The organism is Atopobacter sp. AH10, from assembly GCF_003664595.1.
In the GTDB taxonomy this organism is placed as follows: domain Bacteria; phylum Bacillota; class Bacilli; order Lactobacillales; family Aerococcaceae; genus Atopobacter.
Window position 1 is genome coordinate 13,112 of the sequence record NZ_QXPZ01000032.1, and the last position, 26,197, is coordinate 39,308.

Consider the following 26,197-nt stretch of genomic DNA (forward strand, 5'->3'; position numbering starts at 1 on the left):
CCTATTTGTTGGATATAGATGTAAAGATATCATTATAGTGAGATAAGATTTCTTCCTTGTGTTGGATCACATAGTCATAATCTTCATTAATTGTATTGATCTTATCCATCGGCTTCATGTTCTTAGATGTCTTGGCATCCTTTCTAACTGGACGGTTAGTCGTTGATGTCCCTAATGTGTCTTGGATTTGCTTAGACACAATAAAGTCGATAAACTTCTTAGCATTTTCTTTGTGTTTGCAATCTTTAATGATAGCTGCACTTGCTGGTAGGAAAACCGCTCCTTCTTTAGGGTAGATAATTTTAACATTAGCCCCATCATTGAGCAATTTTACACTCGGATCTTCATAAGATAGACCAACAGCCATTTCTCCATCAGCTACTGTCTTATACACATTAGAAGAACTAGAAGAAATCTTCCCATCGATTAAAGTAAAGAGATCTTTGACATACTTCCAAGCCTCATCCTTGTCATATCCACCTTTAGCCGCAAGAATATTGGTGAGTTGGGCAAAAGCACTAGAAGAATTGGCTGGGTCAGCTGTAGCAATCTTTCCTTTCAAATCTTTGTTTAAAAGATCTTCATAAGAGTTAATCTTCATCCCCTTGGTCAAGTCAGGATTAACAATTAAAACAGACCCATCTAGGCAGTAAGGCGTCGAATACCCTGATTTATTTTGGAAATCTGGCAAAATATTCTTATCTTCTTTAGAAACATACTTTTCAAACAAATCTTTACTTTGGGCATATTGCGTATAAGAGCCACCGAAAATAACATCCGCGACAGGTTTCCCTTTTTCACTTTCAATTTTCTTAAAGAGTTCCCCTGTACCTGCTTGAATTAACTCTACCTTAATCCCATATTTTTCTTCAAAAGCTGGAATAGTTGCATTAATTAGCCCTTCCGAATTTGGCGAATAAACCACTAAAGTATCTTCACCTTTTTTCGCTTCAGGAGTTTTTGCTTCTTTAGTTGATTGACCAGAGCAAGCTGTTAAACCAAGTAAAGCTACACTCGCTAGTAACATATGACGCCATTTGAATGACATAAATTTCCCCTCCTTCATCATTGTGCCTTTATCATACGACAATAAAAGCGTTTCCATAATAGATTATTCTCTACTAAATAGGTAATATTCTCTACAAAAAAAGAACTTGCTCTTAGCTAGCCTAACTAGGCCTAAATCTCTTTCCTAGTAGGCCTATTCTAACTAACAAGTCCCTTTTCCCATCTGTTTATAGTCAGATCATTAATTCCTCTTACAAACGCTCACTAACAAGTAGTATTTTTCTTAAAACTAGAGACCGATACATGCGTGTAGCGTTTAAAGACTTTATTGAAATAATTTTCGTCGCTAAATCCGACCGCCTCTGCTAACTCGTAAACCAAAAGATCAGGATTTTTCCACAACAAATCTATCGCTTTGCAAATTCTATACCGATTCAAATAGTCATTGACGGTAAGCTTTAAATCCTCTTTAAAGCATTTATAGATATAGCTTTCTGAATAACCTAATTCCTCTGCCATATGTGCTATTGATGCCCGTCGACCATAATTGGATTGGATCCAGTCCAATACCAAACGACTAATTTCTCTCTCTTGATTCAATGACTCGACTGTGGGCAAAATTTCCGATAAAAGATCATCTCCTATCCGTCCATTTTCTGTAGATTCTTCTTCCCCCTTAAATTGAGCCACTAGATCTAGTAAACTAGCCACTACTTCCTCCATTTGGATCGGTTTGCTAATAAACTCTCTCACCCCATAATGCATCGCTTTTTTAGCATGCTCAAAATCACTAAAACCAGATAAAATAATCTTTTCATAAGAGCAATCCTTGGTAGCTTCAAACATGGCAAAAGCATCCATTCTCGGCATACAAATATCCGTTAAGACAACATCTGGTTCTACTTTCCGAATTGCCCGTGCCCCATCCTCACCATCCTCGGCAAGATAGACCAGTTCAAATCCTAAATGTTGATAATCGATCGCCCGACTGAGCCATAAACGAATTAAGTGTTCATCTTCAACGATGATCAATTTTTTCATCATAAGTCAATCCTCTTTTCACCTTACTCCGCTTAGGCAGACTTGCACTAAGCCTCACCATCGTCCACTCATTCTCTTTTTTAATCTGCCACTCGGCTCCCTCAAAAGCGAGTTGGAATCGTTTAATCGTATTCACTAAACCATGGTGTGTTTCTTTTTCGTATAAATGCTCTTTAAGTTTCTCCACCGCTTGTTTAGAGAAGCCGGGTCCATTGTCTAGGACTTCAACATATAAACGATTCTCTCTTTGATAAATATTTATATCAATCTCTAAATCATTTCGACTAGCCAGCCCATATTTTAGGGCATTTTCAATAAGTGGTAATAAGAAGAGTCTAGGGACAAGTAAACTATTCAACTCCTCTTCCAGCGACAAACGACTCTTTAAATGGTCAAAACGTACGTGATAGATCGATAAATAATCCTCTATGATTTCTAAATCTTCACTCAAAGGCGTATCTGTTCCTTCAGCACTGACACTGTAACGCATTATTCTATTTAAGGCAAAAATCAGCTTTTCTGCAATTTCCGGAGCAAAAGTCATCGTAACCCGAATAGTTTCTAAAGTGTTATATAAAAAATGAGGATTAAATTGCGCCTCTAGCATTTTCTTTTCAAACAAGAGGGATTGCCTCTCAACTGCCAGTAAGCCCTTATATAATTTATTGATCGCCTCTATCATCTTATTCAGTTGATCCGCCAAATATTCAAATTCATCCCCACTTGTCATCTGAATACTATTTTTACGTCCTGATGTTACCAATTGGGCTTCTTCTACCAAAGCTGCCATTGAAGTAGACTGCCTGAGAGCTAATCTTTTCGATAGACTTGCTGATTTAATCTTCATAATTCCAAAAGTCAACAAGGTCAGTAAACTCATCCAGAAGAGGAGTAAGGGTAAATCATAACACCGCCAATAGGTATAAGCCAGCAACCCCTCTTTCAGAGCGGTCACTTGACTCAGCATTAAAGGCTCTCTCAAGTTTATTTTGATGGAACTCGAAAAAGCATCCGCTTTCACTTTTCCAAGTGGTTCCTTGATAAATTCATCCGAACTTTTGCTATAGACATGATCTAATTGATCCGCGATGATAAATTGGCTCACCTCAGTTGGTCTATGGGACAAAAAATCGTTTCCATTTAAAAAAAGGAATGTATAACCCAAAAGTTTACTCTTATATTGCACGGGGCTCGCTAAGACTAAGTAAGGGCGATCCTTTCCTAAATGCGTCACTCGCATCAATCTACCCTTCCCACTAGCTTGTTCTACCAAGGCATTCAGATAGCTAGAAGGAACCACCGCATCGGCCCAGCTATTATTGCTCGACCACTTTCGTTCGCCTTTCTCATCCACTAATATCAGCTCACCACGCTGATCCTGCCGCATCAACTCTTCGTAAAACCTAGAAAATAATTCTCTTTCAGCCCTTTTACCCAAGAGAAATTGTGGCATAATTTTCTCATTCAAATCGTCCACTAAACGCCAAGATTGTTCCTCTACTCTATTGAAGGTTTGGATTAAGTGGTCTGTTTCTTTGCTTAGTTGATAGTTTTGAATAGCAAAAACAAAAACGGCCAGTGCCAACAAAATGCCACTGGTAAACCACAAGGTCAGCCTACTTAAAACAGCAGTTAAATCTTCTTGAAGTTCTTGTCGAAATGTCCGTCGCATATGATCACCTTTCTAAAGAGATGTTATGCCTATTTACCCAATTGTCGCTTCATCCACCATCTGTATACCTTTCATCTAAAACTCTCCAGCAACTCTAGTTTGATCCTTTTTTTATGGCCTAGTTTCCTTTTGGACGATGAGATAAAACATACTAGACATTGGATCCCGTCAAAATCATGCACTAGATTCCCTTAAATTAGACTAGTTCGCTTGCTCTGCACTCAGTTTTTCAACCCTTTCCATAAAAAAAATTCCCCTTTACAGGAGAATTTTTTTAGCAGTTATCCGCTAGTTTTAGCTAGGCGCATCAAAGCGATGTGCTTCAACGGCCCCAGCAGGAATTGAACCTGCGACACCACGTTTAGGAAACGTGTGCTCTATCCGCTGAGCTATGGGGTCATTTCTTTTGAGAAGATAACTACTGTCTTATCTTACCACATTTCCCCCAAGCTTGTCACCTAAGCTTATAACTTAGTTGAGCACATCCAATTCCAAATGGTCTTTATGCGTCTCCAAATCCAGCAAAATAACCTCTATACGATGGCGCAATGAAAATAGTTTATCTAAGACACTATCTGTTGGCTGATTATTCTTCAAATCTAGCTCCATAGCATAAAATAAAGGCCAAAACTCATCTCGATGGTGGATGTCTGTGATGAGATTGATTCCCAAATCAGCAATATCCTCCACTTCAACACTAAAAATTCTTAAGTGTAACTTCAACAGCTCAAATGGATGATCTTCATCAAAAACTTCTTGACTAGGTAGATCATTTAGATGACGATGTCTTCCAAAAAAACGCTCTGGTTTACTTGGCAAAGCCTTAGCCAAAAGATTTTCTATTTCATCTAGTGCGTCTTCTCCCTTACGTAAAGCTTCGTAAAAATTTTTAAGCAATAGGAGTTCCTCTGACCGTCCATCCCCTTCTTCAATCGCTGGATTGATATCTCTGGCAATAAGCTTTTCTTTTTCGGCTTGTTGCAAATTTTCCAATTCTTCCCGATCATCTACTAACATCTTATAATGACCAGCTAAACGATTCAGCTTTAATCGAATTTCATTGACTCGTTCCTTCTGACTTTTAGAATTTTCCCTTTTCGCCTTCGCTCGAGCCACACGATAGTGTTGTTCTTCTTCGCTCAATTTCGCCCTATAGTGAGCCAGCCTGCGATTGAGCTTTTGAATGGAGTAAACTATCTCTTGATATTTTGCAAGTAGTTCGTCCATTAGCCTAGGCTTTGAGCGCTGTGGCTAATTCTTGCGCTAAGTTTTCGAGTTCTTGGCGGGCTATATCATCGGGGTTCAAGTTTACTTTCACAACATTTCCCCCACGTTGTGCTCCTGTTTGCGCCAAACGTTCATCGAAATCTTCCACAGCTTTGCAGAAATGGTCATAGAAAGTATCTCCAGAGCCAACCACTCCATAAATTTTCCCAGAAAGGTCTGCTTCTTCCAAATCTTCATATAAATCCAGCATTTCATCCGGAATTTCCCCATCACCATATGTATAAGTTCCCACAATACAAATATCTGCATCATTGAAATCTTCTACATCTGCCTGAGTAGAATTCTTCATCTCCACCTCAATACCTTGTTCTTCTAAGGCATCGGATAGAATGTCGCAAATTTCCTCTGTATTTCCTGTCAAACTAGTATAAATAATCAAAGCTTTGGCCATTGTTAGTTCTCCTTTTCCTTTAATACTTGAATTTCTTTTTCAAGTTCTCTCATTTTTATCTCTTGTTCCTTCGTTTTCTCTTCCAAATTTTTGAGTCGGCGATACATTTTGGGGTAGCCCGCTAAGTCTGAAGTAGGCTTATCCTTATTTAAGCCATTCATCGCCCCCATTAAACAATAAAGGAGCAACACAATGACTAAAATGGTTAACCAAGTGTTCCCTCTCAGTTGTTTTGCCAAGCGTTCTTTTAGTTCTTTAATTTCTTCCTGGCTTAACAAAGGCGTTTGAGGCGACTTATCTTGCATTGCCTAACCTCCTTCATACAAAGTTTCTACAACTATTCTATCATATTATAGAGTAACTAGAACTAGTCGATCCATCTTCTCCTAAAAACTTCTTTCTCGCTCTCTTTCCCAGAAATTACGCTTTAACTCCCCTTAACACCTTTAGACATCTAGTCTTTTTATAAAAAATCACTCTAATTTGGAAGGGGAAATTGCAGCTGGATCTTTAGGCAACTAGTCTTTTTATAAAAAATCAGTCGTTAGGCAAGAAAAAAGAAGCCTAATATTCCCCAACAAGCTCCTATGAAAATAGTGGAAACTACTGGGGATAGACTTCTCTTCGTCCTTATTAAGATCCTTTTCTACAGGACATTGACTCCTCTATTGGCATGCATTTTACTTCTTCAATCCACTCATCTCTAAAACTAATTCCAAAAGACTTACTCTCCGTCTCCCTTTTCTAGAATGTGGAAGAGATCGTCAACTGTCAACTTTGCCTTCTCTTCTTCAGAGAAATGACGGATCAATTTTCCTTGACTCAAGACGAATAATCGGTTGCCATAACTCACCGCATCTGACAAGCTATGGGTGATCATTAAAGTTGTTAATTGGTGACGTTTCACCAAACGATCTGTCAAAGTCATTACCAAACGCTGGGTTGGCGGATCCAAAGCTGCCGTATGCTCATCTAGAAGTAGTAAATCACTTTTAGCTAGAGTCGCCATCACTAAAGCCACCGCCTGACGTTGCCCACCAGATAGATGCTCCATTGGGACGCTCAACCGTTCCTCAAGCCCTAAGCCCAATTCTTTCAAGCGTTCTTTATAAATAGGGAGATCTTCTTCTTTGACCGAAGCCCTTAAACCACGTTCTTGCCCTCTCTTATGAGCGATTGCCATATTTTGAGCCATCGTCATCCTTGGTGCCGTTCCTAAAGCAGGATCTTGGTGCACACGACTCATCAATTTAGCCCGTTCAAATTCTTTAAGACGGGAAACATCTTTGCCAGCCACTTTAATTTTCCCTTGATCTGCTTGCAATTTACCTGCTATGACATTCATTAAAGTAGACTTCCCAGCCCCGTTCCCTCCAACGATGACAGCAAAATCGCCTTTGTTAAGCGTCAAATTCACATCGATCAGGCTTTTACGCTCTTGAGGTGTATTCGGGAAAAAAGTTTTTGAAATGTGTTCGAGTTGCAATAGAACTTCGCCCAATTTTAATGCCCCCCTTTCTTTTCAAATTCTTTTCGAATAACTGGTAAGGCTAAACATAAGGCAATTATCGCTGCAGAAAAAAGCTTGAAATCATTCGCATCGATGACCTGTAAAGCAATAATCAAAGCTAGAAGGAAGCGATAGACAATAGATCCAATAACAATACAGACTAGGCGAACACCAAAAGTGACATAAGGGAATAATACATCCCCAATAATAATCGAAGCTAATGCCACAACGATCACACCAATACCCATATTTACGTCAGCAAAACTACTCTTTTGCGCCATCAAGCCTCCGCCAAGAGCAATAATCCCATTAGCTAACATCACGCCAAATATCTTCATTCGATCGACAGGAATCCCCTGTGATAGCGCCATTTGAGGGTTATCCCCCGCCGCAATCAAGCCTTGTCCTAACTCGGTTTGGAAGAAGAAATACAGAGCCAACAAAATCAACGCTACCGTCACAAAACCTAACCACAAAGTAGCATACGGCAACAAGGATTGATGCTGGGTCAAATATTGAATCAATGTCTTTTTGCCCAAAACATTCACATTCGGCCTTTGCATCACTTTCAAATTGATCGAATACAAAGCGCTCATGGTCAAAATTCCCGCTAAGAGACTAGGGATTTTCAGACGAGTCATTAAAATACCCGTTACTCCCCCAGCTAAGAGGCCAAAAAAGAAACTAGCCAGGAGAGCCAGCAAAGGATGGATATTGTTCACAATACAAACCACCGAAATAGCTGCTCCAAGTGGAAAGCTCCCCTCTGTTGTCATATCTGCCATATTTAAGATTCTAAAACTAATATAGAGGCCGATCGCAATAACACTCCAAAAGATTCCTTCCGTCAGAGCAGATAAGATGATCTGTTCCATAATGAACTCCTTCCTTACTTGACTTATTCGTTCACCATTACCGCATCCTTAGCGATGGATTCTGGAATTTCAATGCCAAGTTCCTTAACTTTCTTTTTGTTGATATAAGTTGTACCCTTGTCCGCAACTTGAATAGGGTAATCCGCAACATTCTTTCCTTTTAAAACATCTACTACTACTTTAGCAGTTAAACGACCAATTTGGTATTGGTCTACACCCATCCCCATTAAACCACCATCTTTAACCATGGTATCCGCAGAAGGGAAAACTGGTATTTTCGCTTGGTCTGTTACTTGAACCAAAGTAGCCATGGCAGAAGCAATCCCATTATCAATTGGCACGTAGATTGCATCAACTTCAGAGGCCAATTGAGTAGCTACTTGATGAATATCTGTCGTATTCGTCACAGATTTAACGACTGGCAACAAACCCAATGCTTTCACTTCTTTTTCTGCTGTTTTAGCTTGTGCCACAGCATTGTCTTCAGAGGATGTGTATAAAATCCCAATTTTCTTAGCTTTCGGAAGGACTTCGTGGATTTGACTGATTTGTGCTTTAATATTCACCCGATCGCTAACCCCTGTCACGTTTTTCCCTGGATGGTCTTCAGACTCAACCAATCCAGCTTGCTCTGGGTAAGTTACCCCTGATAGAATAATTGGTCTTTCTGTTTCTTTACCTGCTAATTGTTGAGCAGCTGGTGTAGTAATCCCCACCACCAATTTTTTATCCTTAGTTAACAATTGTTGAGCCATGGTTGACAAGTTTCCTTGATCTCCTTGGGCATTTTGAAAGTCAATCTTGATCGTCTTCCCTTCTTTATAACCCGCATCAGCCAATCCATCAACAATACCTTTCTTTATAGCATCCAAAGCTGGGTGAGAAACTAATTGCAAAATCCCAATAGTTGGGATATTCTCTTTCTTTGCCGTCTCCTCTTGTTTTGCGTTTGTCTTTGTCATGGATCGATCCGCTAATTTAAGGCCAAAAAGCGAAACAAGTAAAATAAGAACGACAACAATAATTCCTAATACATTAGATCTTTTCTTCATTTGATTTTCCTCCATTATTACGCTTAAACTCAGCAACTTTTTCATTCATTTAGCCTTTGAGGGGCGATACAAAAAAAGACCGCTTGTGCGGCCTAAGAAAAAAGACCGCCATCTATGCGGCCTTACAACTTGTCGCATAGAAACCACCCTCAAATAGGTTGTTTCTATGCCATATATCATGGTGAAACAACCCGGTTCTATGCGCTTTGCCAGTATTGAGATGTCATTGCTTGCAATTGTGGCATTGTGGGTTGCTCCTCTCCTTAAAAGTTATTTACATGATATACCTTTGATCCCTTAAAAGCAAGAGGCTTTTTTATTTTTGTAAAAAAGATCGTTTTTTCTGCAAATACCTATTCTTTCTATCAAGGGATTTCCCATCCGTCACTTCTTCCTTTTATCCATCAAAAGCTTTCCCATCCGTCACTTCTTCCCTAACTGCTCACTTAGCTTTATTTAGCCACTTTATCTGGGACTAATTCTTTATCCATTAACCATATAAAAAAGATCACAAAAAAGTGGACGCAGGCAAACATGAGACTTAACTGAAAGTATGGCGCTAGAAAAATCTTTTGGATCATCGCTAAGAAACGATGAGGCTCTAAAAGAAGATCCCAAGAATTAAAACGGAAAAATCTTCCTAAGGTGACTGCCCAACCTGTTAACATACTTACCGCTGTTAGGAAGGTCAGGGAAGCCAATAGGGATTTGACTCGCTTAAAGAACCACTCATGAACAGTGTTAAGCGAATAGTAACTCAACATCATCCCAATAAAAACAGCTGAAACAAGTACTAATAACCTACTCCAAATCAAAGGACTAGTGACATACACAATCTTGCCAGCTTGATCAGTGTAGTAAAAGACATCATTTTGCAAATGAATCAAATCGGTTACCAGATAGAAGGCATTAGGATAAAAAGCTAACCAAGCAAAAAAGAAGGCTCCTTTATGCCAGCCACTAAAGCGATCAGATGTCGCTAACCTTGCCAGTAGGTAAGGCATAAACGCTAAGAAGAGATTCCAAATCAAATAGCGTTGACTCACTCCAGTCGAATAACCTATCCACAAAATCCCCACTGTCAAAAGCAGCATATAGGCCATCAATATCCGTCTTCCTATCATTTTCCGTACTTCCCTTCAACCCCCACAAAATACTTTATCTATTCTTAGGTCTAACGAGATTATAGGGTTACTTATCCCGTATACACTTTTCTCATTCACTCTAGTTTTATATGAAGTATTCTGCACGCTTTTCAACTATCTATTTATTTTATCAAAAGATCCTTCATTTTCCTCCCTTTCCCTTTTAAAAATCCAAAGTTTTTTTCTCAAGCTTCTCTTCCACTAAAAAAAAGAACCCGCTATCATTTCCTAGACTTTATCCTCTGTCAGAAACTTGATTTTCCCCTTATTTTCGCTATAATTATTCTTATGTGGAGAATTACCCAAGTCCGGCTGAAGGGGACGCACTCGAAATGCGTTAGGCGTTGAATAAACGTGCAGGGGTTCAAATCCCCTATTCTCCTTATACTATCTCACTTACGGTCAGATCTTTCTGATCGTTTTTTTGTAAACTCAAAAACACCCCTAAAATCTCCCTAAGCTCACTAAAGAGTGCTTCCAGATTTTGGAGGTGTTTTTTCTACCTTGATTCCCTAAACTTCACATATAGGCATACTTTTCAAAAATTCCATACAGTAGCCCAACATGATAAGTGTTCAGTAATCAAGCTTCTTCTCGTCATACGATATGGTGGACTTGCCATGAGATAACCCTTAAGCAATCCCTTACTTACCTTGAATCTCTCCATCTTTCAAAAAATGGTAAATAGGTTCCTTACATTCTTTATCAAATTCCACAGACAGATCGTAATCCTCAAAAAACCACTCGTCCCCACTTTCGATGAAGAAGGGAATGCCATCACGTTCAATCAAAGCGACTGGATCCTTAGCTTGATCAACTACCACTGCTAAAGAAAATCCTTCATGTACCGGACTAGTCCCATACACTTTTCCTAAAAAGCGGACACCATATCCTTCTACTAAACCCATTTCTTCCTTATAAAATTCAACCGCTTCCTGTGCAATACTCAATTTCATCTATTCACTTCCTTTTTGACTCTTCTTCATTTTAATCATAGAGGATAAAGAGATACTTTACCACTTGTTCGCTCATTCTTATGTGAATGAGCTGACTCTTAACTTCTGGCTCATTGATCAGCAAATGATCCCGCTTCACTCATCCATCCTTTTTTCGGAACAACTTGTCGCTTTAGCTTTTCCATTTCCCAATCTCCTACTCACACTTTCCCTCTCAGCCCCTCTTAAAAAGGATAAAAGTTTTTCACTTATTTTAATTGAGAACCGTTCTCTTTTCGTTTTGCTTAAGCTTTATTCATTTCTCTTACAAACGTAAATTATATTCTTTATCTCATCTCTTTTTTATGTATAAAACTCCTATTTTTTTAAATGAATACTCATTCATTAACCCTGCTTAATTTCTTTATTTAGAAAAAAGTCTTGATTCTATGCGGTTTTTCTTGCTTATTTAACATGTTCTATTGAGAATCGTTATTATTCTTTTTAGAATTAAGTTGACTTAATTAAAAAGTTTAGTTATGCTAATCAAGGAAATTCTCCTAATTCAGGTTTTACGACAAAGGAAGTGAAAAAATGATTGAGTGTCAAAATGTCTCCGTTCGTTACGGTAACGACGTCAAGGCATTGGACAGTGTGTCCTTTAAATTAGAAGGTCCTAGCATTACCGGTATTATAGGGCCAAATGGTGCGGGTAAATCTACCCTCTTGAAAGCCATTTTACACATCATCCCGTCAACTGGCAGTAGCCAAATCGACGGTCAGCCATCTAACAGTCAGTTAAAAAACGTTGCCTATGTTGAGCAAAAAAGTGCTATTGACTACACTTTCCCCATTACAGTGGAAGAATGTGTTTCTCTAGGAACCTACCCACAAGTAGGCTTGTTCAAAAGGTTAAGCCGGAACGAATGGCATGAAGTTCACGACGCCTTAGAAGCAGTCGGTCTAGAAAAAATGGCTAGTCGTCAAATCAGCGAATTATCAGGCGGACAATTTCAACGGGTATTGATCGCTCGTTGCTTGGTTCAAGATGCCTCTCTGATTTTTCTTGATGAACCTTTTGTTGGTATCGATTCAGTCAGCGAAGGAATTATCATGGACATTTTGCGCAAACTGAGAGATGCTGGCAAAACGATTTTAATTGTTCACCACGATTTAAATAAAGTACCTGATTATTTCGACCAAGTATTGATCCTAAATCGCGAATTGATCGCTATTGGTTCGACAGAAGAAACCTTCACCAAGGAAAATCTTCGTGCGGCTTATGGTAATCAATTATTATCCATTGGAGGTGAAGCTAGTGATCGCTAATTTTATCCAAGGCTTACACGACTTCCATTTCTTACAAAATGCATTGATCACCGCCTTAGTGATCGGAGTGGTTTCAGGTGTCGTCGGATGTTTTATCATTTTAAGAGGTATGTCCTTAATGGGAGATGCAATTTCCCATGCCGTCTTACCAGGTGTAGCTATTTCCTACATTTTAGGGATCAACTTCTTTATCGGAGCTATCGCTTTTGGTTTATTAGCTTCTATATTGATTACCTTTATTAAAGGGAACTCCACCATAAAAGGCGATACGGCTATCGGGATAACATTCTCGTCATTCTTGGCACTTGGTGTTATTCTGATCGGGATAGCTAATAGTTCAACCGACCTTTTCCACATTTTGTTTGGGAATATCTTAGCCGTTCAAGACCAAGATAAATGGATTACTATCGGCGTATCCATCGTCGTTATCCTCGTTATTGTTCTTTTCTTTAAAGAACTCTTGTTGACAAGTTTCGACCCTTTAATGGCCAAAGCTCTAGGGATGCGCGTAAATTTCTATCACTACTTGTTGATGATTCTTTTAACATTAGTTTCTGTGACAGCAATGCAAAGTGTAGGGACTATCTTGATTGTGGCTATGCTCATTACACCAGCTGCAACAGCGTTTCTCTATTGCAATAGCTTAAAGAGCATGATGATCTTATCAGCTTGCTTAGGAGCCTTTAGCTCATTTGTTGGTTTATTCCTAGGCTACAGCTATAATATCGCCGCTGGATCAAGTATTGTCTTAACTTCTGCTGTACTTTTCTTAATCAGTTTCTTTATTTCACCAAAACAAGGCTTCTTAACAAAATGGAAAGGTAGAGAATAATATGTCAAAAAATAGTTTCAAGAAAACATTGTTGAGTATCTTATCTGTCTTTGCTTTAGTCTTCTTCTTGGGCGCTTGCGGTAAATCAACCGCCACAAGCACTGATAGTAAAGATGCTAAAACGGAAGAACAAGGGAAAAAGCTAAAAGTTGTAACCACTAACTCCATCCTAGCTGACATCACTAAAAATATTGCTGGGGACAAAATTGATCTTCATAGTATCGTACCAGTTGGGAAAGACCCACATGAATACGAACCTCTCCCAGAGGACGTGAAGAAAACTTCCCAAGCTGATGCCATCTTCTATAACGGGATCAACTTGGAAACAGGTGGTAATGCTTGGTTTAATAAACTCGTAAAGAACGCTAACAAGGAAGCTAACAAAGACTATTTCGCTGTTTCTGACGGTGTTGAAGTTCTTCACTTAGAAGGGAAAGAAGAAGCTGGTAAAGAAGACCCACACGCTTGGTTAAACCTTGAAAATGGGATCATCTATGCTAAAAACATTTGCAAACAATTAATCGCTAAAGATCCAGAAAATAAAGACTTCTACCAAAAGAACTTAGACGCTTATGTCAATAAATTGTCTGAATTGGATAAAACAGCCAAAGAAAAATTCAATAATATTCCAGCAGAAAAGAAATTGATCGTCACTTCAGAAGGTTGCTTCAAGTACTTCTCTAAGGCTTATGGTGTGCCAAGTGCCTATATCTGGGAAATTAACACTGAAGAAGAAGGGACACCTGATCAAATTAAAAACTTAGTAGAAAAACTACGCAAGTCTAAATGCCCATCCCTCTTCGTGGAATCTTCTGTTGACGACCGTCCAATGAAGACCGTTTCTAAAGACGCCAATATCCCAATCTATGCCAAAATCTTTACAGACTCTGTTGCAGAACCTGGTAAAGACGGTGACAGCTACTACGCTATGATGAAGTGGAACTTAGATAAGATCGCTGAAGGTCTTGCTAAATAATTGGCACTATTCCGTTAGTTTCCTCATAAGTTCAGAGCTTCTGTACCTTACTCCTTTTAAAGCTATAACTCCACAAAATGCCCAAATCTAATGCAGGAGCTCTAACCGACTTACCCCCTCTATCCCACAATAGAGGGGGGTTTCATTTTGCTTCGGCTAAGTAGGAAGACCATCAGGCACTTTGTATAAACAATCCTTCTAAAGAAGAGGAGCGACTTTTTCGTAAGCAATCGATAACCAGCTACATTTAATCTGTAATATAAAAAAACACTCCCCGGAAGGAGAGCGATTTTTTCTTCAAATTTTACCCACAACAACATTTGACGAAGTACTAAATTTTACCAACAACAAAATTGGACAAAGTGCCCAAATTTACCCACAACAGCATTTGATAAATTGCCAAAAAAAGACCCCCTAAGTTGGATATTCTATTCCAAGATTAGGGGGTCAACTCATCTCTAGAGAGCTATAGATAAGTGTTTACTTATTTATTCTTTTTAGGAAGTAGGACGTTCAACATTAATGCCCCAACAACACCGCCGACTAACCAAGCAATGATGTATTGCAATGGATTAGTTACACCACCAACGGCAACAGCGAACAAACCACCGTGAGGAACTTTAGAGACACAGTTAAACATCATGCTCAATGCCCCAGCTACACCAGCACCAAGAGCTAAAGATGGAATAACTCGTACTGGGTTAGAAGCAGCGAATGGAATAGCCCCTTCTGTGATAAAGGCAGCGCCCATTACATAGTTCACAAAAGCTGAAGAACGTTGTTGTTCATCCCATAAGTTCTTATTGAAAGTAGCTGCTAAAGCAATAGCTAGAGGTGGTACCATCCCACCGACCATAACAGCTGCCATCACATTACTACCAGCACCATTAGCTGCAGTAACTAAAGCTGTACCAGTAACATAAGCGGCTTTGTTAATAGGACCACCCATATCGATAGACATCATCCCACCAACAACAAAACCAAGCAAGAAGGTATATTCTTGTGGAATAGCAGAGATAGCACCTGTCAAACCGTTCATAACGGCACCCATTGGCCCATTCACAACAAAGAGCATCAAAGCCCCCATGATAGCCACACCAAGAACTGGGTAAATAAAGATTGGTTTCAACCCTTCAAGAGATTTTGGCAACCAGCTAAAAGCTTTTTGCAAGAATTTAACAATAGCCCCAGCTAAGAAACCTGCAACCAAAGCGCCAAGGAAGCCAGAAGAAACAGCATCTTTAAAGACACCTGTCCCGCCTGCATAAGCAGCCATTACACCTGGGTTAGCAAACACACCACCCATGAAACCAATAACCAAACCTGGACGGTCAGCAATAGATTGTCCGATAAACCCAGCTAAGATTGGTAGCATCATCGCAAAGGACAAACCACCCATCAAATTAATGGTTTGAGCAATTGGGTTGTAACTTGCATGATCAGGGTTTGCTGAGTTAATCCCCCAGATGAAGGAAACAGCGATTAAAATCCCACCAGCTACAACAAATGGTAACATGTGAGAAACACCATTCATCAAGTGTTTGTAGAATTGGCGTCCTAGAGATTCGTTCGCTTCATCAGATTCTTCAACACTTTCGCTCGCACCTTGATGGTGGTAAATATGAGCATCTGCTTTTGCTGCACGTTCCACTAATTCATCAGCCTTGTTGATCCCATCAGCAACTTTGGTGATGATAGTTGGACGTCCATCAAAGCGAGCCATTTCAACTTGTTTGTCAGCAGCAACGATAATAGCAGTAGCTTCTTCGATATCTTTCTTGGTCAATTTGTTGTTAATACCGCCTTGACCATTTGTTTCAACTTTAATTTTGTAACCCGCTTTAGCTGCGGCTTGTTTCAATTTTTCTTCTGCCATAAAAGTATGAGCAATACCAGTTGGGCAAGCAGTTACAGCCAAGATATATACATCATCTTTAGTATCAGCAGTTTCTTCTACAGTAGCTTTAGTTTCTTCTTTTTCTTCTTCATAAGAAGCGAAGATAGCTACCACTTCTTCAGGCGTTGTAGCCTTCAGTAAAGCAGCCTTTGCTTCAGGCTTCATCAATATGCTAGATAAACCTGCTAGAGCTTGTAAATGTTCATTACCACCACCAGTTGGTGCTGCAATCATAAAGATTAATTTAGCATCTTGTCCATCAAAAGAAGCCCAATCAATCCCTGCTTCACTTTTACCAAAAATAATGGCTGCTTTTTCAATCGATTCATGTTGTGCGTGAGGAATGGCAATTTCATCCCCAACACCAGTTGTAGATTGAGCTTCACGTGCTTGCAAAGCTTTCACATAAGCTTCTGTATCGCTAACGCCTCCTGTTTGATGGAAGCTATTAGCCAAGGCTTGCAAAGTTTCATCTTTGCTAGTGGTCGTCAAATTCATGATCATAGCATCTTTGACGAATAATTCAGATAATTTCATTTTTCTCTTCCTTTCGGATTGTTTCTGTTCTCCACTTTATTTTACTCGTTGAACAATGATTTCTTCTTTTAGTTGATCAATCAAGCTCCTTTCTGCGATACCTACCGAAAAGGCTGTCGCTGAGCCACTAGCTGTACCCATCCGCAAACTTTCAGCAAAATCTTTGCTCTTTTGATAAGTAGCCATGAAGCCAGCCAGCATAGAATCCCCTGCCCCTGCTGAGTTGATGACCTTCCCTTTCGGAACATTGGAGGTATAGACCTCACCATCTTCTGTCAAGAGGAGGGCTCCATCACCCCCACGAGAAACAAGAACATGGCGTGCACCCTTGTCTTGTAACTTCTTTGCATATGTCACGATGTCATCTTCAGTATCCACCGGAGCTTGGAAGATTTCTGCTAGCTCGTGATGGTTTGGTTTTATCAAAAATGGACGAACCGCTAAACATGTAGTCAGTAGATCCTTGTTCGTATCTAATACGAAGCGAGCGCCTTTTTCTTGGCAAAGACGACCTATAGCCAAATAAGCTTCTTCATCTAGACCTGGTGCGGAATTTCCTGCCAAAAAGACCACATCTTCATCAGTCAATCGTTCTTCAAAGTAACGATACAAATCTTGAAAATTTTCTTTGGAAACAAGTGGCCCTGCCCCATTAATTTCTGTTTCTTCATCAGATTTTAACTTGATATTGATCCGTGTGGTTCCATCGACTTCTACAAAGTGTGGGGTTACCCCTTCTTTTAAAACTTTTTGTTGGATGAAAACTCCACTAAAGCCACCTAGAAAACCAGTAGCCGTATTTTCAATACCTAATCGGTTGAGAATAAAGGATACGTTAATCCCCTTCCCACCTGCAACATATTCTTCACCGCTAGAACGGTTCAAATCACCTAACTGACAGTTTTCGACTTGAATAACCATGTCCACCGCTGGATTAAATGTGATGGTATAATACATGGATTAAACCTCCTTAATAGTTGTTCGTTTAGCTAAGGCGCGTAAAGATTCATCTGCTCTTAGGTCTGTAATGATCGTGACGTCTTCAACATCTGCGACATGGCAAAAACTTACACAATCAAACTTACTCTTGTCCGCTAACACATAGCTTCTTGCTGCTTGACGAATCGCTAACTTTTTAATGCTGGCTTCCTCAACATCTGGTGTCGTCAGACCATAATTTTCATCGACTCCATTCATCCCCATAAAGGCTTTATCAAAACGGTAGTCCGATAATTGCCTAATTGCCTGAGAGCCTATAATCGCCTGAGTGCCCTTTTTAATCCATCCTCCAATTAGAACAGTTTCGAAGCCACGCCGACTCAGCTCATCTGCTTGGGCTAATCCATTGGTGACGACCTTTAAATTTTCTGGAAGATAAGGAATCATTTCTAAAGTCGTTGTCCCAGCATCGAGATAGATCACATCATTATCCTGGACCAATTGCGCTGCAGCCTGGGCGATACGTTGCTTTTCTTGACGATAGTGACTTGCTTTTTCCCCCATCGTCGGTTCGTCGGTTAAGCCAAACAGTCGCTTGGCTCCACCGTGAACACGTATCAACTGCCCCTTACTTTCTAAGATGGACAGATCACGACGAATAGTGGATTCCGAAACACGCAAACGATCTACTAGCTCTTGAACTTGTACTGTGGGAAAATGTTTCAATTCTTCAAGAATTTGCTGGTGCCTTTCTTCTGTAAGCACTCCCATCACCCTTTCTATGGACAGTTTACACGATCCTATTGACCATTTCAATCACATACGCTCATTTTCAGTCATTTTCATTCATTTTCAGTCATTTTCATTCATAGGGCTTTTATTTTTCACCTATCTTCATTCGTTTTAGGCCCTGATAAATTAGCATTTTCGAGCTATGCAATCCTTTTCCCTTCGCCGAGAGTGATTTGCTTGTTATCTTCTTTTTCAATCAAAAAAAGCATCCTAAGCCCTCACCATCCAGTTGGTCAGATCCCGCTTACGATGCCTTTAAAGGCTAATATTCCCTTTTCATTTCTATCAACTATCTAATTTACTCTCTTTTTAGTGACTACAGCCAAGCCATCTCCTAAAGGAAGTAAACTCACATTCAACTCTTTATTACTGGTTAATTCATCCAAGAGGAGATTGAGTTTTCGATGGATTGTTTTTACCCGATGTGGAATAGTCGTGATCGGATCAACCACTGTTCCACCTTGGAATATATCATCGATCAAAAGAATGCCATCCTCAGATAAAAGGCGTAAACAATCTGGCAAAAAACTAATATATTTTGCTTTAGCTGAGTCCATAAAAATCAAGTCATATGGGCCTTCTAGCTTAGGAAGGATTTCTTCTGCTTGGCCTTCCAGCAATTCAATTGGATACTTATCTCCGCCGATGTTTTTCCGGGCTTCTTCACTCATCATAGGATTACGTTCAATAGTAGTTACTGGCGCATACTGAGCCATTAGCTTGGCTGAAAAAGCTATCGCTGTCCCCACTTCTAAAATATTTTTTGGTTGTTCGTGCTCTACCAATTGATTGAGATAGGCTACAGTTTCATGTGGAATAATCGGCACTCGTCTTTCATTGGCATTCCTTTCCATTCGATCCAAATCTGGCGCCAAACGAGCTAACTTATCTCGCATATAATGGACGACCTTTTCCATCACGATTGGTCTATCTAACATTTCGTTTAATTTTCTTACCAAACAAGTCTTCCTTTCTTCTATGAAAAAACTGCCAGGGAGGACAGACCTCTAAACTGACAGTTCTCTATTATTCGTCGGCTTTTGTAGAGGATGGGCTTTCTTCCCCATTTATCCCTACTTCCATTTTGGCCACAGATATTTTTTTAATCCGACCATTTTCCATCACCATTGGCGTCAAACTATAATCCCCAACCTGAACTTCTGCCGGTTCATCTTCATCAGGAAAATAGCCTAATCCTTCCAACATATAACCTGCCATAGTATCCACTTCATCACTATCAATCTTCACTTCAAAGTAGCGTGCAAAGTCTTCAATGGTCATGCGCCCATCAATAACATAGTGATTCTCATCAATTTCACGGCATTCGTCCGATTCTTGGTCATACTCATCTTCAATATCCCCGACAATTTCTTCGAGAAGATCTTCTAAAGTCACCAAGCCCTCTACTCCACCATATTCATCACGAAGGATAGCCATGTGTTGGTGTTCTTTTCGAAACTCAATCATCAAGTCATCGATGTAAATCATCGATGGGACAAACAATGGCTCATTCATAATCTCTTTGATATTAATCGCATCAAAGCCTTTTTCTCGTCCTGCTTTAAGAATATCTTTTGTATGAATAACCCCGATCACATTATCTTTATCCTCTTCAAACACTGGCAAGCGAGAGTAAGGACAATTCAAAATAATTTCCATATTTTCCTGAATGCTGTCTTCACAATCAAGCATCAAGGCATCTGTCCTTGGCACCATAACTTCCCGTGCTAGTTTCGCATCTAAAGATAATACCCCTTGCATCATGGTAAATTCTTCAAGGTCAATAGCTCCATCATTTCGACTATTCGCCAATAGAGCTTTCATTTCATTTCGCGTTAATTTTTCTTCCTTCTGGCTAAACTCAATTGGCGTAATTTTCTTTAAAAGTCCTGTCGATACCGATAGTAACCAAACAAAAGGCCGGAATAGCTTTTGAACCACAAGGATTACCCCAGAAGCCGATAAGGCAATCTTTTCTGGCATCTGTAAAGCTAACTGCTTCGGATACAATTCTCCAAACACCAAAGATACATAGGATAATACCATGGTGACAATCACAGTAGCTACTTGCGAAGCAGCCGGAATATCCTTTAAGAGTGGTGTTAATCGGTGGACAAAGGTCGTCGCTGCGGCAGCACTAGAGAAGAATCCTGCAAAAGTAATGGCCACTTGAATGGTGGCTAAAAAGTCATCCGCTGCCCCTAGTAATTTCATCACACGTTTAGCCTTCTTATCCCCCTCTTGGGCTAATCGACTCATGCGAGGTTGATTCAAGGATACAAAGGCTATTTCACTCGCCGCGAAAAAAGCATTTAACAAAGTCAAAATAGCAATAATTAGCAATTGCATACTCAGGGAACTGGCCCCAGGATCATGCTCCATATAAAGTACTCTCCTTTAGAATAAAACCGATCCCTATCAACAAATGTAAAACAGGGATCCTATTTCCATATTATCGAAAAATAGGAAAAAAGCAAGCTAAACCCCCGAAAGATTTTAACCTTTTTAATAGCTTTTCTCCTTTTTTAATGTTAATATAATTTATGAAAGATTATTAAGAGAACTATCTCGTACTTATCATTAAAGGGGTGGATAAAATATGTTAATTCGCGCTTTAGCCGTTCCAAAGTCTCAATTGACTACTGTTTCTGAAAATTGTACGCTCGAAGAAGCTTTGCACATTTTAGAAGAATCAGGATACCGCTGCGTGCCAATTCTGGATGAAACTGGGTCTATTTTCCGAGGTAACATCTATAAAATGCATATCTACCGCCATAAAGCAAATGGCTTAGACATGAAACTACCCGTTACCTATTTGCTAAAAAATGCTACCAAGTTTATCCGGACAGACTCTTCCTTCTTCAAAGTTTTCTTCACCATTAAAGAACTTCCTTATATCGCTGTCCTCGATGCCAGCAATAAATTTTATGGCATACTTACTCACAGCCGTATGCTCAGCATGCTTCAATCCTCTTGGAACGTCGATAACGCTAGCTTTGTCCTAAGCATTCTTTCTTCTGGTGACAAGGGAGAATTGGTCAACATCTGTAAAATCGTCAATAAATACTCTAACATCGCTAGCTGTATTACTTTAGACTCTGCAGAAAACTCTAGAACTATTCGCCGTGCTATCATCACCTTGCCACCTGATGTAGACGAAGAATTGCTGGATAATATTGTTAAAGCTCTTGAAAAGAAAGAGTACTCTGTATCCGAAATAGAAGACTTGCGGAATTAATTGAATCTTTCAAGAAAGAAAAGCTCAGGAGAAAATTTCCTGGGCTTTTTCCTTTAGCTATAAAATCCAATCGTCATACTATTCGCCTAACGACCCCTTTTACATTCCATCTAGAATTCTTGGTGTTTAAACCAATCCTTGTCTGGATGTTCGACCCAAACAAATTTACCATGCTTAAATTGAATATGTCCATTTAAGAAGGAATTTTCTTTCTTCTCTTCTCCAATAGTGGTCAACTCAGCATGTCCTGGCATCAAAATAAAGTCATCAGGGAGCGGTGAAAGATAGCGCTCAATTCCTCGCATTAAAGTTTCAAAATCTCCATCTTCAAAATCGGTACGTCCAACAGATCCCTTAAAAATAACATCCCCACAAATAGCAAAGTTTTCATCGTCAAAGAAATAAATGACCGACCCTGCTGAATGCCCAGGTACATGTTCCATCCTGACTTTAAATCCATCAATAGCGTACACTTTCCCCGTTTCTTCTATCAAGATATCCGGTTCCCTTTGACCAGCTAGAGCTAACTTTGGAACATCTAAAGGATGCATATAGACTGGTACTCGATAATAGTCTCTCACTTCCTCTAGGCCTGAGATATGATCATGATGACCGTGAGTAATTAAAATAGCTACTGGTTTCAAGCCATTATTGTCAATATAATCAATGATTTCATCCGGATGACCTCCTGGATCAAAAATCAAGGCACGTCCTTTTTCCTCTTCTGACACGATATAGCAATATTCTCCGTAGTCTCCGACTTTTAAACGCATCATTTCCATCGAAAAGCCCCCTTTATCCGACTATTTTTTTTAAGTCTAGTCTTTTCTTCTAGCAAGAAATTTGAAGCTATTGACCAGACGCTAAACCTAGTCTTCTTCATCTCTCTATCTATCCATTTCATTCACTAATCAAGATGACATTTTTTAGTTCTATCTTTCTAGCTTTAGTCTATACCCAAAAAAGTCTGACTTCAATCCTCTAAAGCAGCTAGTCGCTGGGCAAAAAATTTGCCTCAATAGTTTGGCTAACAAAGGCTCCTCCTTTCTTTAGCTGTTCCCTATTAAAAAAGTCCAACAAAAAAAGCGTACCCCTCCCCTCATCTTTAGACCTGCTTTCAAGTTTGACATTTTAGTCTTAAGTACTTGACCATCAGTCCTAAAGGTAAGCTAGCGATACGCTTATTTTATTATTCACTTTTCCAAAAGCTAAGGATTTCCTCCTAAATATGCCTTAGTTTAAAAGACGGGCAAAAGAAATTTTACGATCCAAGATTGGCATAATAAAGGCTCCGACACCCATCGTCACTACTTCCCCTACTGCTACAAAGAAATAGCTTTCCCAGAAAGGTAAATGCAGAGCTAAATGCAATTCTAAGCCGATCATAAAGCTACAAAGCCCAAAACTTAGTGCATTCAATAATAATTGGTCTCTTGTCTTATCTCTCAGTTTTATCAAGACGGTCGTTAAAGCTAAAGATAAAGCAGAATGGCCTACCCCGAAAATGAGATCATACCAACCAAGTCCACTTGAAAACATAAATAAGGCATTTGAAAGGAAAACTCCCCCTAAAATTCCATAAGCATATTTACGATCCCAGATGATCAAATGATTTAAAATTTCTGCTAAGCGAAATTGTACAGGCCCAAATGACATAAAGCTGAACACTGAAGTCATAACGACATATAAAGTTGCCACAAGGGCATTGATAGTTAATTGTTTAGTTGATTTTGACATATAATCCTCCTAGTTTTTTTACGTGGGATGGTTGATGAACCACGGTCTTTCGACAGATTTTAGATCTATCCCTATGTATTCTTAAGGAAACCATTCTTAATTTTTTTGGAAAAGTAGTCGCTACTTCTCTCCTAACTACACTAGTTAGAAAAGAAGTTGCTATTCCAGCCGATTAGATATAGCGGTGTGGCAATCGTGGGCCAAAGAGGGTCAGTACTTCATAAGAAATCGTTCCAGATGCCTTTGCTAAATCTTCTGCTGTTACCTCTTCTTGCCCGTTTCGTCCCATCAAAGTAACTTTTGTGCCAACAGGGTAATAGTCTGGCAAGCGAACCATCATTTGATCCATGCATATACGTCCTGCCACCGGACATTTCTTCCCATCAATGATAACTGGGACATTCTTATAAGCACGCTGCCATCCATCTGCATAACCAATAGGTAGGGTTGCTAACCATTCATCTTCTTCAGCTACATATTCTGCTCCATAGCCGACAGATTCACCTTGATGCAGTTTTTTCACCATGACAATTTCTGTCGCTAAAGACATCACAGGAGAAATTCCCTCTAAGGCATTTATATCCTCTCCTGCTGGGCTATAGCCATACATGGCAATACCCAAACGAACAGCATCTGTTTCAAATTCAGGGTACCACATCCCTGCTGCAGAATTATCAATATGAATGCGTTCTACCCTTTCACGATAAGGGGCTACCAAATCACAAAAACGCCTATATTGTTTTTCTGTAAAGGAGCGATCCTTGGTATCTGCCTTGGCTAAATGAGTAAACAAGCCTTCCCATTTCACATATGTTTGCTCTTTTAGTAAATCGCTAATTTCTGCTAATTCTGTTTGAGTGCGCACACCGATTCGCCCCATACCAGTGTCTAAAGCTACATGCACTAAAAGTTTATGCCTAGCATCTTTATCGACCTCTTTGATGGCCTTTTTCAGCCATTCAACATCTGGAACAGTTAAACGAATTCCCCATTTTTGGGCTAAAGGAATGGCAGACGTATCTGTCACACCAAGAACAAGAACCGGCAGATCGATCCCAGCCTTATGCAGCTGAACGCCTTCATCCAAGGTGGCCACACAGAACAAAGTCACCCCCGCTTCTTGCGCAGCTTTTGCGATCTGTACAGCTCCGTGTCCATAAGCATTCGCCTTAACAACTGCATAAATTTCCCTTTTAGGATCTACAGTTTCTTGCAATGCTTTGACCACTTGGATGTTTTGTCGCACTTTACCGAGATCTACCGTTAACTCAGCCGGGCGGTGTTTTGATTCCATTTTGTCACTCCTTATCCTTTTTCAGAAGCTATCCCTACTTGCGTTTTTGGATCGTAAAACCTAGGCCTTTTCGTTTTGGAGATTGATTTTTTCCCTTAGTCGAACGTTGGCTTCTTCCTTCATTCAACCTAGCCTTAGTATCTTTCTGACCTTTTTCATGATATTGGCGCCGATTCTTTTGGCGTCTTGATCGTTCCCGATCTCCCTTTTGGGCAAAATTTCTAGGACCTTTTTTCCCGTGTCTTCTAGGCAATGGCTTTTCAGGCGTAATCGTCACCTTCACAGCTGTCTTATCTTTTGCCATAGTTCGTAATAAGGCAGAAGCCAATTCTTCTTGTGTATATTGCTCGCAAAGGGCTCTTATTTCTTCTTGGTAATAATGTGGCACTTGGTCGTCCATCAATTGACTAATTTCTTCACGTGCACTTGCTAATTGTCCCTTAAAGGCATCCTTATCCGTTGGTGGTCGCATTGGCGTCATACGTGTTTTAGTTAGGTCTTCAATGACTCTCAAGTATTCCATTTCATTAGGATTAACAAAAGTAATGGACATACCTTCTTGTCCTGCTCTACCCGTTCGGCCAATCCGATGAACATAACTTTCTGGATCTTGAGGGATATCGTAATTATAGACATGCGTCACCCCAGATATATCCAAGCCACGAGCCGCTACATCAGTAGCTACTAAAATATCTATAGCCCCTTCTTTAAAATCTTTTAGGACTTCTAAGCGACGATTTTGTGGCAGATCTCCATGGATTCCCTTGGATTGGTAGCCTCTCATCGCTAAGCCTCTCGCTAATTCGTCAACCCGGCGTTTCGTCCGGCCAAAAACAATGGTCAAGTCTGGTGTTTGGGCATCCAGCAAGCGAGTCATTATATCAAACTTTTCGTATTCTTTAGCCTTAATGAAGTATTGGTCAATCAAGTTAGCCGTTAATTGTTTCGTTTTGATCGCCACATGTGTTGGATCCTTCATGAAATGAGTCCCAATCCTTTTGATTTCATCTGGCATGGTGGCAGAGAACATTAAGGTTTGGCGTTCGCTAGGGAGGGCTTTGATAATGGCTTCAATATCTTCTAAAAAGCCCATGTTCAACATTTCATCTGCTTCATCTAATACCAAGGTATGCAAATGATCCAGTTTGATGGTTCCTCTACGGATATGATCCAATAAACGGCCTGGCGTTCCCACTATAACTTGTGGGCCTTTTTTCAAGAGTCGAATTTGCCGTTGAATATCTGCCCCACCATAAACGACTTGAACTTCCACCTTAGCTTCTTGACCTAAACGATAGAGTTCTTCTTGGGTTTGGACAGCCAATTCGCGTGTTGGCGAAATCACTAAGCCTTGCACTTGCCTTTGCCCACTAACGATGTGTTCTAATAATGGTAGTCCAAAAGCTGCAGTTTTACCTGTCCCCGTTTGAGCTTGACCGATAACATCTTTGCCCTCTAAGGCTAAGGGAATTGTTTTTTCTTGAATCGGTGTAGCTTCTTCAAAACCCATCTCCTGTACAGCCTTTAACAAGGCCTCTTTTAAATGTAAGTCTTCAAATTTCAATCAATTTACTCCTTTATCTATACTGTCTTTCTTTAAGAGAGTGAAAAAGTATCCCCTAGCCTTTACAAAAAGAGCTAGTGATCTGTCACATCTCCTTCGACCCTTCCTATTAAAAGGGCTTCATTAGTGATAAAAGAGGCCACCCA

The 26,197-nt window shown here is 39.9% G+C and carries 24 protein-coding genes, 2 tRNA genes and 1 riboswitch; of the genes, 5 read left to right on the forward strand and 21 right to left on the reverse strand.

Going from position 1 to position 26,197, the window contains the following annotated elements; translation table 11 throughout:
• Window position 1: 1 nt before the first annotated feature.
• The 11 genes from D3H64_RS07255 to D3H64_RS07305 all read right to left on the reverse strand — a co-directional run bounded on the left by D3H64_RS07255 (window position 2) and on the right by D3H64_RS07305 (window position 9,960).
• Window positions 2–1,048, reverse strand: coding sequence for an ABC transporter substrate-binding protein (locus D3H64_RS07255; RefSeq protein WP_121565588.1), 1,047 nt, complete (start codon window positions 1,046–1,048; stop codon window positions 2–4).
• Window positions 1,049–1,272: 224 nt separating this feature from the next.
• Window positions 1,273–2,052, reverse strand: a complete 780-nt coding sequence (locus D3H64_RS07260) for a helix-turn-helix domain-containing protein (RefSeq protein ID WP_233554916.1) — start codon at window positions 2,050–2,052, stop codon at window positions 1,273–1,275.
• Window positions 2,027–3,721, reverse strand: coding sequence for a sensor histidine kinase (locus D3H64_RS07265; protein ID WP_121565589.1), 1,695 nt, complete (start codon window positions 3,719–3,721; stop codon window positions 2,027–2,029). Before D3H64_RS07265 ends, D3H64_RS07260 begins: the two co-directional genes overlap by 26 nt.
• Before the next feature lie 326 nt (window positions 3,722–4,047).
• A tRNA-Arg gene (locus D3H64_RS07270) sits at window positions 4,048–4,120 on the reverse strand.
• Between the two features lie 72 nt (window positions 4,121–4,192).
• A complete protein-coding gene (locus D3H64_RS07275) occupies window positions 4,193–4,948 on the reverse strand; it encodes an OmpH family outer membrane protein (protein WP_121565590.1) in 756 nt (251 codons plus the stop codon).
• A gap of 4 nt (window positions 4,949–4,952) precedes the next feature.
• A complete protein-coding gene (locus D3H64_RS07280) occupies window positions 4,953–5,399 on the reverse strand; it encodes a flavodoxin (protein WP_121565591.1) in 447 nt (148 codons plus the stop codon).
• Window positions 5,400–5,401: 2 nt separating this feature from the next.
• A complete protein-coding gene (locus tag D3H64_RS07285; RefSeq protein WP_121565592.1) occupies window positions 5,402–5,704 on the reverse strand; it encodes a hypothetical protein in 303 nt (100 codons plus the stop codon).
• A 419-nt stretch (window positions 5,705–6,123) separates the two neighbouring features.
• Window positions 6,124–6,900, reverse strand: coding sequence for an ABC transporter ATP-binding protein (locus D3H64_RS07290; protein ID WP_121565593.1), 777 nt, complete (start codon window positions 6,898–6,900; stop codon window positions 6,124–6,126).
• 2 nt (window positions 6,901–6,902) lie between these two features.
• Window positions 6,903–7,784 (reverse strand): ABC transporter permease, encoded by an 882-nt coding sequence (locus D3H64_RS07295; RefSeq protein ID WP_121565594.1) that lies wholly within the window; start codon window positions 7,782–7,784, stop codon window positions 6,903–6,905.
• Window positions 7,785–7,807: 23 nt separating this feature from the next.
• Window positions 7,808–8,836 (reverse strand): tryptophan ABC transporter substrate-binding protein, encoded by a 1,029-nt coding sequence (gene trpX, locus D3H64_RS07300; protein ID WP_121565595.1) that lies wholly within the window; start codon window positions 8,834–8,836, stop codon window positions 7,808–7,810.
• Window positions 8,837–9,288: 452 nt separating this feature from the next.
• Entirely contained in the window at window positions 9,289–9,960 is a 672-nt protein-coding gene (locus tag D3H64_RS07305; protein ID WP_121565596.1) for a DUF1361 domain-containing protein, read from the reverse strand.
• Between the two features lie 313 nt (window positions 9,961–10,273).
• Between D3H64_RS07305 and D3H64_RS07310 the strand changes: the two genes are divergently transcribed.
• Window positions 10,274–10,364: transfer RNA gene (locus D3H64_RS07310), tRNA-Ser, on the forward strand.
• 261 nt (window positions 10,365–10,625) lie between these two features.
• Here the strand turns inward: D3H64_RS07310 and D3H64_RS07315 are convergent.
• On the reverse strand, window positions 10,626–10,937 hold the full coding sequence (locus tag D3H64_RS07315; RefSeq protein ID WP_121565597.1) for a HesB/YadR/YfhF family protein: 312 nt from the start codon (window positions 10,935–10,937) through the stop codon (window positions 10,626–10,628).
• A 573-nt stretch (window positions 10,938–11,510) separates the two neighbouring features.
• Between D3H64_RS07315 and D3H64_RS07320 the strand changes: the two genes are divergently transcribed.
• The 3 genes from D3H64_RS07320 to D3H64_RS07330 are packed head-to-tail and all read left to right on the forward strand — an operon-like array spanning window position 11,511 to window position 14,053.
• On the forward strand, window positions 11,511–12,245 hold the full coding sequence (locus D3H64_RS07320) for a metal ABC transporter ATP-binding protein (protein WP_121565598.1): 735 nt from the start codon (window positions 11,511–11,513) through the stop codon (window positions 12,243–12,245).
• On the forward strand, window positions 12,235–13,077 hold the full coding sequence (locus D3H64_RS07325) for a metal ABC transporter permease (RefSeq protein ID WP_121565599.1): 843 nt from the start codon (window positions 12,235–12,237) through the stop codon (window positions 13,075–13,077). The genes D3H64_RS07320 and D3H64_RS07325 overlap by 11 nt, the downstream gene beginning before the upstream one ends.
• 1 nt (window position 13,078) lies before the next feature.
• Window positions 13,079–14,053, forward strand: a complete 975-nt coding sequence (locus D3H64_RS07330; RefSeq protein WP_121565600.1) for a metal ABC transporter substrate-binding protein — start codon at window positions 13,079–13,081, stop codon at window positions 14,051–14,053.
• Between the two features lie 484 nt (window positions 14,054–14,537).
• Here D3H64_RS07330 and D3H64_RS07335 read toward each other — a convergent pair whose 3' ends face one another.
• The 5 genes from D3H64_RS07335 to D3H64_RS07355 all read right to left on the reverse strand — a co-directional run bounded on the left by D3H64_RS07335 (window position 14,538) and on the right by D3H64_RS07355 (window position 20,600).
• Window positions 14,538–16,487, reverse strand: a complete 1,950-nt coding sequence (locus D3H64_RS07335; RefSeq protein ID WP_121565601.1) for a fructose-specific PTS transporter subunit EIIC — start codon at window positions 16,485–16,487, stop codon at window positions 14,538–14,540.
• Between the two features lie 36 nt (window positions 16,488–16,523).
• Complete coding sequence (gene pfkB / locus D3H64_RS07340) at window positions 16,524–17,444, reverse strand: 1-phosphofructokinase (RefSeq protein WP_121565602.1); 921 nt, start codon at window positions 17,442–17,444, stop codon at window positions 16,524–16,526.
• A gap of 3 nt (window positions 17,445–17,447) precedes the next feature.
• Entirely contained in the window at window positions 17,448–18,191 is a 744-nt protein-coding gene (locus tag D3H64_RS07345) for a DeoR/GlpR family DNA-binding transcription regulator (RefSeq protein ID WP_121565631.1), read from the reverse strand.
• A 320-nt stretch (window positions 18,192–18,511) separates the two neighbouring features.
• Window positions 18,512–19,156, reverse strand: a complete 645-nt coding sequence (locus tag D3H64_RS07350) for an O-methyltransferase (protein ID WP_121565632.1) — start codon at window positions 19,154–19,156, stop codon at window positions 18,512–18,514.
• Between the two features lie 88 nt (window positions 19,157–19,244).
• Window positions 19,245–20,600, reverse strand: coding sequence for a hemolysin family protein (locus D3H64_RS07355; RefSeq protein ID WP_121565603.1), 1,356 nt, complete (start codon window positions 20,598–20,600; stop codon window positions 19,245–19,247).
• 217 nt (window positions 20,601–20,817) lie between these two features.
• On the opposite strand from D3H64_RS07355, the gene cbpA reads away from it, so the two are divergent.
• Window positions 20,818–21,456 (forward strand): cyclic di-AMP binding protein CbpA, encoded by a 639-nt coding sequence (gene cbpA / locus D3H64_RS07360; protein WP_121565604.1) that lies wholly within the window; start codon window positions 20,818–20,820, stop codon window positions 21,454–21,456.
• A 110-nt stretch (window positions 21,457–21,566) separates the two neighbouring features.
• Here cbpA and D3H64_RS07365 read toward each other — a convergent pair whose 3' ends face one another.
• The 4 genes from D3H64_RS07365 to D3H64_RS07380 all read right to left on the reverse strand — a co-directional run bounded on the left by D3H64_RS07365 (window position 21,567) and on the right by D3H64_RS07380 (window position 26,051).
• Window positions 21,567–22,238, reverse strand: coding sequence for an MBL fold metallo-hydrolase (locus D3H64_RS07365; protein ID WP_121565605.1), 672 nt, complete (start codon window positions 22,236–22,238; stop codon window positions 21,567–21,569).
• 451 nt (window positions 22,239–22,689) lie between these two features.
• Window positions 22,690–23,193: a QueT transporter family protein gene (locus D3H64_RS07370; protein WP_121565606.1), complete on the reverse strand. Its 504-nt coding sequence runs from the start codon at window positions 23,191–23,193 to the stop codon at window positions 22,690–22,692.
• A gap of 3 nt (window positions 23,194–23,196) precedes the next feature.
• A riboswitch (PreQ1 riboswitch) is annotated at window positions 23,197–23,242 on the reverse strand.
• Window positions 23,243–23,365: 123 nt separating this feature from the next.
• Window positions 23,366–24,487, reverse strand: coding sequence for an alanine racemase (alr, locus tag D3H64_RS07375; RefSeq protein ID WP_121565607.1), 1,122 nt, complete (start codon window positions 24,485–24,487; stop codon window positions 23,366–23,368).
• Between the two features lie 34 nt (window positions 24,488–24,521).
• Entirely contained in the window at window positions 24,522–26,051 is a 1,530-nt protein-coding gene (locus D3H64_RS07380; RefSeq protein WP_121565608.1) for a DEAD/DEAH box helicase, read from the reverse strand.
• Window positions 26,052–26,197 lie beyond the last annotated feature (146 nt).